Source organism: Kiloniella antarctica (assembly GCF_042682825.1).
GTDB classification, from domain to species: domain Bacteria; phylum Pseudomonadota; class Alphaproteobacteria; order Kiloniellales; family Kiloniellaceae; genus Kiloniella; species Kiloniella antarctica.
On sequence record NZ_JBHUII010000013.1, the window covers coordinates 167,957 to 180,875 of the forward strand.

Annotated in this window: 10 protein-coding genes; 5 read left to right on the plus strand and 5 right to left on the minus strand. The window is 43.9% G+C overall.

The window, feature by feature from the left end; all coding sequences use genetic code 11:
- Window positions 1-9 precede the first annotated feature (9 nt).
- The 3 genes from rnr to rpmG all read left to right on the plus strand — a co-directional run bounded on the left by rnr (window position 10) and on the right by rpmG (window position 4,373).
- Window positions 10-2,280, plus strand: coding sequence for a ribonuclease R (rnr, locus tag ACFSKO_RS19390; protein WP_380254773.1), 2,271 nt, complete (start codon window positions 10-12; stop codon window positions 2,278-2,280).
- Window positions 2,281-2,454: 174 nt separating this feature from the next.
- Window positions 2,455-4,065: a S41 family peptidase gene (locus tag ACFSKO_RS19395; RefSeq protein ID WP_380254775.1), complete on the plus strand. Its 1,611-nt coding sequence runs from the start codon at window positions 2,455-2,457 to the stop codon at window positions 4,063-4,065.
- Between the two features lie 140 nt (window positions 4,066-4,205).
- Window positions 4,206-4,373 carry a 50S ribosomal protein L33 gene (rpmG, locus tag ACFSKO_RS19400; protein WP_026261645.1) on the plus strand — a complete coding sequence of 56 codons (168 nt, stop codon included), beginning with the start codon at window positions 4,206-4,208 and terminating at the stop codon, window positions 4,371-4,373.
- Between the two features lie 181 nt (window positions 4,374-4,554).
- Here the strand turns inward: rpmG and ACFSKO_RS19405 are convergent, their stop codons facing one another.
- Both ACFSKO_RS19405 and ACFSKO_RS19410 read right to left on the minus strand, forming a co-directional pair.
- Window positions 4,555-5,964 carry a PleD family two-component system response regulator gene (locus tag ACFSKO_RS19405; protein ID WP_380254778.1) on the minus strand — a complete coding sequence of 470 codons (1,410 nt, stop codon included), beginning with the start codon at window positions 5,962-5,964 and terminating at the stop codon, window positions 4,555-4,557.
- A gap of 34 nt (window positions 5,965-5,998) precedes the next feature.
- A complete protein-coding gene (locus ACFSKO_RS19410) occupies window positions 5,999-6,376 on the minus strand; it encodes a response regulator (protein WP_380254780.1) in 378 nt (125 codons plus the stop codon).
- A 350-nt stretch (window positions 6,377-6,726) separates the two neighbouring features.
- Here ACFSKO_RS19410 and ACFSKO_RS19415 point away from each other — a divergent pair, with 350 nt between their 5' ends.
- Window positions 6,727-8,019 (plus strand): DNA polymerase IV, encoded by a 1,293-nt coding sequence (locus tag ACFSKO_RS19415; protein WP_380254782.1) that lies wholly within the window; start codon window positions 6,727-6,729, stop codon window positions 8,017-8,019.
- Window positions 8,020-8,034: 15 nt separating this feature from the next.
- On the opposite strand, the gene ACFSKO_RS19420 is transcribed toward ACFSKO_RS19415, so the two are convergent.
- Window positions 8,035-8,874: an EipB family protein gene (locus ACFSKO_RS19420; protein WP_380254784.1), complete on the minus strand. Its 840-nt coding sequence runs from the start codon at window positions 8,872-8,874 to the stop codon at window positions 8,035-8,037.
- A gap of 369 nt (window positions 8,875-9,243) precedes the next feature.
- Here ACFSKO_RS19420 and ACFSKO_RS19425 point away from each other — a divergent pair, with 369 nt between their 5' ends.
- Complete coding sequence (locus tag ACFSKO_RS19425) at window positions 9,244-10,005, plus strand: GGDEF domain-containing protein (protein ID WP_380254786.1); 762 nt, start codon at window positions 9,244-9,246, stop codon at window positions 10,003-10,005.
- Window positions 10,006-10,193: 188 nt separating this feature from the next.
- On the opposite strand, the gene ACFSKO_RS19430 is transcribed toward ACFSKO_RS19425, so the two are convergent.
- The gene (locus ACFSKO_RS19430) at window positions 10,194-10,694 is read right to left on the minus strand and encodes a hypothetical protein (protein ID WP_380254788.1); all 501 of its coding nucleotides are present in this window, start codon (window positions 10,692-10,694) and stop codon (window positions 10,194-10,196) included.
- A gap of 242 nt (window positions 10,695-10,936) precedes the next feature.
- Entirely contained in the window at window positions 10,937-12,724 is a 1,788-nt protein-coding gene (aspS, locus tag ACFSKO_RS19435; protein ID WP_380254790.1) for an aspartate--tRNA ligase, read from the minus strand.
- Window positions 12,725-12,919: the final 195 nt, after the last annotated feature.

The window sequence follows — 12,919 nt, forward strand, 5'->3', positions numbered from 1 at the left end:
GATAAGGGCGTGAGTTCTGATCGTAATTCCCCGCCCTTTCCAACGAAAGAAGCGGTACTCGACTTTATTCAACAATCTCCTGTTGCTGTAGGCAAAAGAGAGATTGCAAGAGCGTTTAATTTGCGCGGTAACGATAAAATACCGCTCAAACAACTGCTCAAGGAATTAAAGAACGAAGGTCACTTTGGGCGCGAAGCTCGCCAGAAAAAAAACAACCTTGATGGAAGATTACCTCCCGTACAAGTTATTGAGATCACTCATATAGACAGTGATGGGGAGCTCATCGCGGTTCCAGCTTCTTGGGAAGAAGAACAACCCGCGCCCATGATCTACGTTCTCCCCGAGCGGAAAAGCAAATTTGATCTGGTTATTGGCGATCGGGTTCTTGCAAAGCTCAAGCGTTTGGATAACAAAAGCTATCAAGGTATTCCAATACGTAAGCTAGAGGCAGCCCAACTTAAAATCCTCGGTATTTATCAAATCACTGAGGAAGGTGGCTTTGTTAAGCCAGTTGATAAAAAAGCCAAAAAAGACTTTATTCTCAATCCAGAATACGCAAAAGAAGCCAAACAAGGCGAATTGGTGCTATGTGAAATTCGAAAAGGAAGGTCGAGAAAAGGCCTAAAAGAAGTTCGCGTCATCGAGACCTTAGGCGCCATCAACAGTCCTCGAGCACTCAGCTTAGTTGCGATACATGAACGTGGAATACCTAATACTTTCCCAGAAGAAGCTCTTGAAGAAGCCGAGGATGCCAAGAAGACAGAACTAGGCAAACGTACGGATTTAAGAGACCTGCCTCTTGTTACTATAGATGGGGCAGATGCACGCGATTTTGACGATGCCGTCTGGGCACAACCTGATCCAGACAACGATGGCGGATGGCACATTATGGTCGCCATTGCAGATGTTGCTCATTACGTTCGCTCTGGCAGCCCCCTGGATAACGAAGCTCAAACCCGAGGCAATTCAACTTATTTTGCTGATCGTGTTGTCCCCATGCTTCCAGAGAAACTGTCCAATGGATGGTGTTCGCTTAAACCCAACGAAGATCGACCATGTTTGGTTGCTGAAATGTGGGTTGATGCTGATGGAGAACTCGTCAAACACAAGTTTATTCGCGGCCTAATGCGCTCACAGGCGAGATTGACCTACGAACAAGTTCAAGACGCCCTCAATGGATCTCCTGATGCCACTACCGCTGAATTGCTCGATAGCGTTCTCAAGCCCCTTAAAGGCGCTTATGACGCTATGCTCAAGGCGCGCTACAAACGTGGAACCTTGGAATTGGATATCCCAGAATTCCAAGTAAAAATGGATGAACAAGGTGAGGTCACTGATATTGTTAAACGTGACCGCCTCGACAGCCACAAACTTATCGAAGAGTTTATGATCATGGCCAACGTTGCGGCCGCCATCGAACTTGAAAGCCGTCAACTCCCTTGTATGTATCGCGTCCACGAAGCACCCGATCCCGTAAAGATCGAAGGCCTTGCGGATAGTTTGCATGGTATGGGCATTAAATTTGCTAAAGGACAAGTCATTCGTCCCAAAGTACTCACACAAGTCCTTGAACGAATTTCTGACCTCCCCCAGGCCAAGCTGGTAAACGAGCTTATTCTCCGCGCCCAAAGCCAAGCCCGATACGACCCGACCAATCAAGGGCATTTTGGTTTAGCCCTAAGTAGGTACGCCCACTTTACTTCTCCCATTCGCCGTTATTCCGACTTGATGGTTCACCGGGCTTTGATCCGAGGATTGAAGCTAGGCGACGATGGTCTTACAAGCGGAGAAGAAACCAAATTTAACGATATTGCCGAACATATCTCTGCCACTGAAAGACGATCATCCGCTGCCGAGCGTGATACCATCAATCGCTTCACAGCATCTTTCTTGTCGCACAAAATCGGAACGATTTTTCCTGGTAAAATTAATGGGGTTCACCGCGCAGGTCTTTTCATTACCCTGGATGAAACTGGTGCTGACGGTCTGGTTCCCATGAGCCAGCTCCCAGATGATTATTATATTCATGACGAGAAAAACCATACATTAACTGGGCGCAGATGGGGCCGAGAATTTCACCTCGGTGAAAAAGTGATGGTTCGCATTATGGAATCTAATCCAATTTCCGGTGGTGTTGCCCTTCGTATTGTTGAAGGCGATGACGACGGCGAACTTGTCCCTCCCAAAAGAGATAAAAAACGAGGTCGCGGTAATCATACAAGAAGGAAATCGGGTGGAAAAAAACCTGGTACCTCCCCAAACAGATCTAGAAAAAAGTAACCGAGACAAAATCTAAGATTTTTAAACAGCAAGATCTAAGCGAACAAAATTTTGGAAATTTTAGAAAGTAATCTTGCCGTTTGATATAATTAGGAAATATGGTGCTACAATAACTTTTCTGGGCATATTGCTCGTACTATTTATTTGTAAAATTTACGATAGGAGAAAGGGTAGATGCCCTTAAGCTCATCACCGCATCTGCACGACTTTAACCGAGTACTTTTTCGAAAGTTTGGCGTTCTCCTACTGCTGCTTGGTCTTAGTGCCTGTTCCGGCACTTATCATGACCCGAACAAAAGCTATGACTTATCCGCTTCCTATGATCAACAGGTTGCCTCTCGCCTTTTCTCTCAAGGCTTTGAGCACGTTACTGAATTTTATATTGAAGAGATCGATGCATCACGGCTCGCCCTCGCTGCCATGGATAATCTCGCAACAATAGACCCTGAAATTGAAATAATTGATCACGGCGATTCTTTAACTCTAAACTATGCTGGTGAACCTGTATCCCGCCACGGTTACCCCTCAACCCTCAGCAGCTATGCATGGGCCCGGCTAACCGCCTCGGTCATTACAGAGGCCAGGACATTGTCCAGTGATTTCAACCATGCCAGCGGAGAGCAAATATATCAGGCAGCTTTCGATGGGATCGCAGGTGAATTAGATCGATTTTCTCGATATTCTCGACCAGATATTGCGCGTACGGACAGAGACAATAGGAATGGATTTTTTGGACTAGGGATTCGTTATCTAAAAGTACCAAAGGGTGCCAGAGTACTTTCTGTTATGGAAAACACTCCCGCAGAATCAGCCGGCCTAGAAAAAGAAGACATCATAACCCAAGTCAACAACAGAGACATAAGCCAACTTACAGAAACGGTCATTACAGGCCTTATGAAAGGCCCTGAAAATTCAAGAGTTGGCCTTACTGTTCAACGCAATCAAAAGAATCCAATTACACTGCAGTTTGAAATTACACGCAAAAAAATCACCGTTCAAACAGTAAGCAGTTCTATTCATGATAATATCGTTTATCTACATATATCGAGCTTTAATAAGTACACGACCTCAAATATGAGAAGTAAGGTCCGAAAAGCCCAAAAAGAACTCGGTGAGAATCTTAAAGGTTATATTATTGACTTACGAGACAATGGTGGCGGCTTACTGGGTACAGCAATTAAAACGGCTGATTTATTCATCTCTAGCGGTACAATCATTACGACAAGGGGACGACACCCAGATAGTCAAAATGATAGTTCTGCAGATAGTCAGGATATAGCCAAAGGCTTACCCATTATTGTTTTAATCAATTCTAATTCAGCCTCTTCATCAGAAATCCTTACAGCAGGGCTTCAAGATTCAGGACGAGCAATAGTAATTGGCAGTAATTCCTTTGGAAAAGGGACTGTACAAAGGTTAAAGGACCTACCCAATGGCGCTGAGATGCGTGTCACATGGGCTAGGTTCCATGCACCCTCCGGTTATGCCATCCACAAGCGAGGCATCATCCCAGACATCTGCACAACGATGGGAAATGCACAAACCGTTGAGGATATTATCTCTTTGTTAAAATCAGGTATTCTTCCTATTGCAGATGACGTCAGATCTGCCTCTCCTGCTCTTGATGACGAGATTGCCTTAGATAATATCAAGGCAACCTGCCCCCAAAGTAATACCACCTCAGAACTTGAGAAAGATATTGCAGAGTATCTATTGGCATCCCCTGCATTATTTGACCTCGCCAAAGGGCGTACAACACCAACAACATCCCAAGTTACCAATTAAAATTATAGACTTTGTAACCGTACTTTTAGACCCTTGATATTTTTAGAAAAGAAAATGTTATATCAGGGCTTGACTTGGGGTCCTAAAACGTTATGTTTCGGCCCTATAATTATTCAACCTAGCGCGATGAGGATTTCGCAATGGCTAAGCCGGCTACACAACTAATTCGCATGGTAAGCACCGCGGACACTGGCTACTTTTACGTAGCAAAGAAAAACCCGCGCACACTTACTGAAAAACTAGAGCTTCGCAAGTACGACCCAGTCGCACGCAAGCACGTCGTTTTCAAAGAAGCGAAAATGAAATAGTTGCTCATCGAGCAAACAATAAAAAAGGCCGCTTGAAGCGGCCTTTTTTATTGTCAAAATACAACGTTTAACAACACAGAATAATACTCTACATCTCAACCCAAACTGCTGTTATAAACGACCCGTCTCAAACATCGGATCGCAGTTTTTCTTTAAATGAAATTAACTAGGAAAATTACAATCAAATTGTCCCTGTATGGCCGGCATTTTTTGAGCCAGAATGCTCAACACAAACACAGTTTCTCCCCAAAGCTTTAGCTTCGTATAAGGCAGTATCTGCCCGATCTAATAGACTGTCTGCAATCTCCATTGGATCAGATGTCGTCGCAACCCCAACAGAAATCGTAATATTAAGAGGCTCCGCCGATCCAGGGATACCAATTGGCGTGTCAGCTACTCTGGCTCGTAATCTTTCTGCTACGGCAAAAGCCTGCTCTGTGGTCGCGCTGGGCATCACCACAACGAACTCTTCACCACCGTAACGTGCCAGCATATCAAAATCACGGATTGCATCTGTAACACGTCTGGCAAGCACTTTAAGGACCTCATCACCACTCGCATGACCAAAAGTATCATTCACGTTCTTAAAATGATCAATATCCAACATCAAAGTTGAAACAGGTTTTGCGGTTTCGGCAATTTCCATAATTGCCCGATCAAGATGAGCATTCATATAGCGGCGGTTAAAGACACCGGTCAAAGAGTCCGTATAAGCAAGCGCGACACTCTTTTTAAGCATATCAGTCAGACGATCATGATATCTACGGCGTTTTATCTGGGTTTTACACCGTGCTCTTAGCTCATTTGGATCAATCGGCTTTACGAGATAATCTGTAACGCCAATGTCCAAGCCCTTTGCCAACTGAGAAAGGTTTTCTTCTTCTAGAACAAGTAAGATGGGAACGTGTCGAGTTTCTTCGTGCGCCCTTAGTTGAGAACAAAGCCGTAGACCATCTTCTCCCCCAAGGTCTAGGGCGACAATAAACAGGTCATAGCTATTCTCTTGACCTAGGTCTATTACAGTTCGGGTTTCACGTGCATGATCGACCTTGTGATCCAGCTCAGTTAAAAAATTAATGATCTTACTCGCCGTGAGATCATTGCTTTCAGCCAATAAAATATGCGCATTGGCAATTTCATCTTCCTCATCCATCTCATGCGACCCAATAGAGCCAAAACGAGACGATGCTTCTTGCCGAACTCGAAGTTCATCGGTCATCATCTTCAACCGAACAAGGGATCTTACACGAGCGAACAAAGCGACATCATTTAACGGTTTTGTTAAAAAATCATCTGCTCCGACCTCTAGACCACGTACACGATCACTAACTTCGCTAAGCGCAGTGACCATAACAACCGGAATGTGTCGCATTTTAGGGTTGCTCTTGAGGAGACTACAAACCTCATACCCATCCATACCGGGCATCATAACATCCAAAAGAATGATGTCCGGCATTTCTTTTTCTGCGATATCTAGGGCAGATTGACCATCCGAAGCCGTGATAACCTCGAAATACTCCGCCATCAGTTTGGCTTCAAGAAGTCTAACGTTAGCAGGTATGTCGTCTACGACCAGAATCCTAGCTGCCATTGATGCTTTACTCTTTCAAAAAGTTCCCGCAATTCTAGTTTAAGAATCGCTCAACCGTCTCTAGAAATTTCGTTACAGAAATTGGTTTTGGAATATAGGCTTCACACCCACCTTCACGAATTTTTTCTTCATCCCCCTTCATCGCAAAAGCCGTAACAGCAATTACGGGTATAGCGCGAAGATTATCATCTTCCTTCAGCCACTTAGTAACCTCCAGCCCGGACACTTCTGGCAACTGAATGTCCATTAAAATAAGATCAGGCTTATGTGTTCGCGCAATAGAAAGCGCTTCCATACCATCCTTGGATTGAAGGATGTTGTACCCTTGAGCTTCCAATAAATCGTGGAAAAGCTTCATATTTAGCTCATTGTCTTCGACAACGAGAACGGTTTTTTCGCTATTAGCCTTCATAAATGAATCCTGCCGATGCCTTCTGAAAAACGTATGGGGCCCCATACGTTTTGTAAAATGTCTCAGATAGTTAACCATAATACTCTGAAACAATACCCTTGAATGTCACACTACTCAACTTTAGTTAACATAAGGTAACAGAAATATTATTAACATTTTTATCCAAGTCAAAAAACATTATATAACAAAATGCGTTAAAGACCTTCTTCTTATTTTCGGCATTAGAAACCATTCGCTTAATCAGAGCCATTGTTCACTCTCAGCTAAATAAGCTTTTTTAGGAACAATTCATTGCATTAAATGGAACAAAAAGGATATAAAAGGAGAACATTTATTAAACGCGATTTATCATGTCCTTACTTTGCAGAGATTGCTTTCATTGGGAAAAAAATAAGTCCGCCCGAGAACATCCTCCCAAGCGGTGCCCAACTTGTAATTCTCCTCGCATTCTAAGTCACCCGGAGCTTGGTGATTTGACAATGGCCCACATTGATTGCGATGCCTTTTACGCTAGTGTTGAAAAACGTGACAATCCAGATCTTCGGGACAAACCCGTCATTATTGGCGGCGGACAACGCGGTGTTGTTTCCACTTGCTGCTATCTAGCCAGGCTCTATGGTGTTCGATCGGCAATGCCGATGTATAAAGCACTACAGGCTTGCCCTAAAGCAGTCATCGTTCCCCCCAATATGAGTAAATATAAAGAAGCTGGTCACAAAGTAAGATCGATGATGCAAGCACTCACCCCTCTGGTTGAGCCCCTCTCTATTGATGAAGCCTTTCTCGACCTTTCCGGCACGAACCGTCTACATGGACATTGCGTCGCCATTACATTGGCTAAATTAATCAAAAAAATCGAACTCGAAGTTGGCATTACAGCTTCTGTAGGCCTGAGCTATAATAAATCCATGGCCAAGATTGCATCCGATTTGGACAAACCGCGTGGGTTTTCTATTTTAGGAAGAAGCAATACACAGGAGTTTTTGAAAGAACAGCCTGTGCGCCTTATTTGGGGTGTAGGAAAAAGTTTGGAGCAAAGCCTTCACCGTGATGGGTTGCGCCAAATAAAAGACCTTCTCCCCTACAGCGAAGAAGAGTTGATGAAAAAATATGGCGTAATGGGCAATAGGCTCTACCACTTTATCCGTGGAGAAGATAATCGTACCGTCACGCCAAAATCCCCAACAAAAAGCATATCAAACGAAACCACCTTTAATCAGGACATCAGCGACTTTCAAAAACTTTCCGATATTCTTTGGTCATTGAGTGAGAATGTTTCCGCTAGTCTGAAAATAAAAAAGTATGCAGCAGGTACGATAAATCTCAAATTAAAGACCAGCGAATTCAAACTAATTTCACGCAGTCGAAAATCATTTTCACCAACTCAACTTGCAGAAGAAATTTATCGAACCACTCTTCCTCTGCTCAAAGAACAGTGTAATGGGCAACGTTTTCGGTTAATTGGCGTCGGTGGCAGTGATTTGGTATCTGGCGAATTAGCAGATCCCGATGATTTCCTTGATCCACAAAAAGAGAAACGGAAAAAGATTGAAGGCGCCCTTGATGCTGTTCGTAATAAACTTGGGAAAGAAAGCATACTCAAAGGGCGATCTTACAAAGGCCCCCCAAAAAAAATATCCTAAAAGGCCAACCATGACTTACTTACAAACGGGTAATTTTCTTGATTCAAACTCAATCAAATTACCTGCCACAGTAAAATCGCCAAAATCGAGTTCGATATCTGTTACCACACCATTTTCGTACAACAACAATGACTGTTCTTGTACGGGCAATGTACTACCATCTTTTTGGTCATAATAAGCTAAGAAAACACGCCACGCTGCAAGACCTTCCATTTCTGGAAAGTCACTTTTTGCCTCCAGAGGCAGCATAACAGCTGAAACATTAAAGGCCTCAAGCTCAGTAGTTCCGTCAAACACAGGGTAATTTATACTTTGAGTACCCTTTTTAGCTTCTGATATTATTTCAACAAGAAAATCCGTTGGGAAAAGCACCCCATTAAGGACGCTCGTTTTATGATCAGATCCAGTAATATCTACAGTAACCATGTTATCAGCTTCATTGCGAATGGCTCGTCCTATAAAACTTGACGGTCCAGATACATTATCGCCTTGATGGACTGCAAATCGAAATTTTGAACCATCCTGCGCTTCCCAAGTACTAAACCGCGTGGCCATCTGGATAGATTTCCCATTGCTATAAGCAATATCCATGTCTAGATCACTTTTAACAATCCACCCCTTACAGTCACTTGTCCAATCATAAACTATGCGGCCTTTCATACTGTTAATTGCCCCTTCTTGTGAGGTATTAAGTCCCAAACGATAGACAGCATTATGAGGCAGAAGGTCAACTCCAGCAGGCGAAGCCTGAACAGCTTTTGACCCCAGTATAGCAATCGCCAGGATCGCAATATTCAACGCGCATGAGGCGACATAAAAAAAGCTCCGTTGATTTTCACAATTATAAGAAACCATTTATAAAATTTTCCCATCAAAGGTCAAAAATATCCATCAAACCATGACACCATCTCGCCCCATTAAGTAGCGATAATTATGGCATTTAGATGGTTTAGAAAATTATTTTAAACTAAAGTCCCCCTTTTTCCGTTTTACCAAGTTCGCCTTTCTAACGATTAAATTATCAGCCCCCTAAATAAGGGCGCAGTTATTGCCGCCCATTCGTTTACGCCCCATTCTCAGTGAACATTTTGCACACTTGTCATCACCTTCGCGTTTTCAACAACAGGCTTTTCCCTTTAATAACAATGCACTCTTCAAACTGACAACCTTGGCACTTAATTTGCATATTCTCTAAGGTTATAGACAACAGTAATGGTGATGAACGTGACATATACGGACGCATTTGATAGACTTGACACGCTACGCCCTTTGACTTTCGACCAAAATGATGAAGTCAAAGTATCAGCTGACAGAGACAATCTCATGTTTCGTCTCAGACGCATTGCCTATTCACATACAAGTGACAATAAAAAAATATCAAGTAAACAAGTACTAGAGTTACTTGAAGCTGCAGCCCTTGCAGAGCAAACTCTGTCAGAGCAACAAGAACGCATCCGATATCTTGAAACACTTTCCATAACGGATGAGCTCACAGGGTTACTCAATCGAAGAGGTTTTCAGCAGGAGCTTGATCGTACCCTCAGCAGAGCCTCAAGAACTGGAGATCAAGGCGTCCTTCTTATATGTGACATGAATCTTTTTAAGTCAGTCAATGATACTTATGGTCATCTTGCTGGAGATAATGTTCTTAAAGAAGTGGCAAAAACCTTACAAAGCCATTGTCGTAAGAGTGATTATGTTGCTCGATTAAGTGGTGATGAATTTGCGGTGCTTATGCCCAATACCTCTCCCGACAAAGCAACAGCTATTGTCAACAAACTCACCAAAGTACTTAACTTGCTCGTCGTACGCTGGGGGAAACATAAAATCCCAGTATCCGTCAGTGTCGGGCATGAAAAGTACACCTCATCAAGCACGGCAACTCAACTTCTTCATCTTGCAGATAAAGCTATGTATCACAGTAAAGGCAGCGATCTGACATGTGCTGGCTCGAAAAATATTTTCCTCGAAAGAAGGCCATCCTGATTATTTTTTAACACGCCCATTCCCAATTACTGACTTCTACCGATTGGGGATAAGCGCTGTCATTGGCTCCTAACCAGGAATAACCGGGCCCCTTCAACCAAAAAGCAGTCCCTCTTGAGGACTGCTTTTTGGTTTATATTCGAATATGTTACTGGCTGACTGCTGACTTCAATATATCTCTGGAAGCGTTACCCACCAAAGCCAACTGGATTTACCTCATCAGCTAGATACGCTGCATCTTCAAAAAATTCTGCCGTTTGATAATCCAACTCAACGACTTCTATCTCAAGGTGATTCGTTCTGGCATCAATTGCCGCGATTTCCTGTGAGTAAGGCGAGACAGCATTCGGGTCAACAGCACCCAATTGAGCATCTTCGGAAAAGTAGCTGACTGAGCTATCAACATTTGATACCTCAGCAATCTCGATTTCATCGGCTGGAGATAAAGGCTCAAGAACGGCATCAGCCACCTCAAAGTCAGTATACTCTTCACACAACTCGCCTTGCATCACTCTGATTAGAGCGCAATCTTGTTGAGCAACCGCCGATATTCCATGATCAGAAAGGGTTTTACCGCTAAAAAAATAACTCGCGACATCCACAGCAAGAGAGGCAACCCCAATTGCCGGAGGCAGCGCACAACCTGTTAATGTGAAAGCAAGTGAAGCGGCTACAAGAATTTGTCGCATGGTATCCCCCCAAGAATAACCTTTAACCTACGAGAATCATGAGTCATTTTGAATCTCAACGCAAGGAAAAACATGGTTAACCGTAAAATTTTATTAAAATTACGACTCCAAGAGGAAAGAGTGATCCACTTTCCAACTGGGGCGAGTCAAAACCGCACTGTTCTATAAAAACAGTGCGGTTTTAATTTTCAGGCGATATCAGCTCCTATTCTAGAGAGCCTCAATCTGTCACAGCAGAAAACTTACTCTGCGTCTTCCAACGGCAAATCCAATTTTATGTGTAACTCACGAAGTCGAGCTTCATCAACTTCAGCCGGAGCTTTCATCAAAAGATCCTCCGCTTTACCGTTCATTGGGAAAGCAATAACTTCGCGGATATTTGGCTCATCAGCCAGCATCATAACCATACGGTCAACACCTGGGGCAGATCCACCGTGGGGCGGTGCACCAAATTTAAAGGCTGACAACATACCACCAAAGCTCTCTTCAACATCAGTATTGCTGTAACCAGCAACCTCGAAGGCTTTGTACATGATATCAGCGCGGTGGTTACGAATAGCACCAGAGGATAGTTCGATACCATTACAAACAATATCGTACTGGTAAGCGTTGATCGTCAAAGGATCTTCGTTTTCAAGCGCTTCCATTCCACCCTGTGGCATAGAGAATGGGTTGTGGCTGAAGTCAATCTTGCCTGTGGTTTCATCCAATTCAAACATTGGGAAATCAACAATCCAGCAGAACTTGAAGACTTTGTTGTCGAGCAAGTCGAGATCCACACCAAGTTTGTTCCGAACTTGACCCGCGAATTTGGCGGCTGCAAGTTCTTTATCACAGGCAAAGAAAACAGCATCCCCGTTGTTAAGGCCCGCAACTTCTTTAATCTGTGCCAAGCGCTCTTCATCAAGGTTTTTGGCAATTGGTCCTTTTGGAACACCATCTTTATCAAAGATAACGTAGCCAAGACCCGCCGCACCTTCTTTACGTGCCCAGTCATTAAACTTATCAAAGAAGCTACGTGGGTTTGCAGCTGTGCCTGGTGCAGGAATAGCGCGAACAACAGAGCCGCCCTCAATGGCACGGGCAAAGATACCAAAAGTAGAACCACGGAAAACTTCGGTTACATCATTGATGATGATCGGGTTACGAAGGTCGGGTTTGTCAGAACCGTATTTCGCCATAGATTCCGCATAAGGAATACGCTGGAACGGGTAAGAAGAAACCTCACGGCCATCTGCAAATTCTTCAAAAACACCATGCAGAACGGGTTCAATTGCGTTGAAAACATCATCCTGAGTTACATAGCTCATTTCAAAATCAAGCTGATAGAACTCACCAGGGGAGCGATCAGCACGACTATCTTCGTCACGGAAACAAGGCGCAACCTGGAAGTACCGGTCAACACCCCCTACCATCAACAGCTGCTTAAACATCTGAGGTGCTTGTGGCAACGCATAGAATTTACCAGGGTGAATACGACTTGGCACGAGGAAGTCACGGGCACCTTCCGGGCTGGAAGCCGTCAGAATAGGTGTCTGGATTTCCATAAAATCCTGTTCGATCATACGGCGACGAAGAGAAGAGATCACACCAGAACGAAGCTTGAGCTTCTTGACCATTTTTTCACGACGCAGATCGAGATAACGATAGCGCAAACGGGTGTCCTCTCCCGCATCTTCATCAGAGTTCACCTGAAGAGGAAGAACATCGGCACGAGACTGAATTTCGAGATCACGTACCCGAACTTCAATTTCACCAGTCGGCAAAGTCGGGTTGATCGTTTCAGGGCTACGACGAACAACTTCACCAGTTACAGTTATAACTGATTCCACCCGCGTATTTTCCAACTCCTTGAATAGCGGGCTGGAAATATCAACCACACACTGCGTAATACCAAAGCTATCACGTAAATCAACAAAAAGAAGTTGTCCGTGATCACGCTTACGGTGGACCCAACCAGATAGGCGAACCTCCTGACCTTCATCTGAAAGGCGCAGTTCAGCACATTTATGGGAACGAAACGGGTGCATAGTATTTCCTTTGGTATTTTAGCTGTCCAAGTTCAGCAAGAATGCGTGGCTTACAATCATTAACGAGGCCATTCCAAAGCCAGAGCCTTGGTAGAAAACTTTATCGCCAACCAGATTGAATCGTACGCCTTGCCAAAACCATCAAATATTCCGTTGGAAAAAGGCATTCAAACGCCCTTTTGTCAAGGTTTAGAG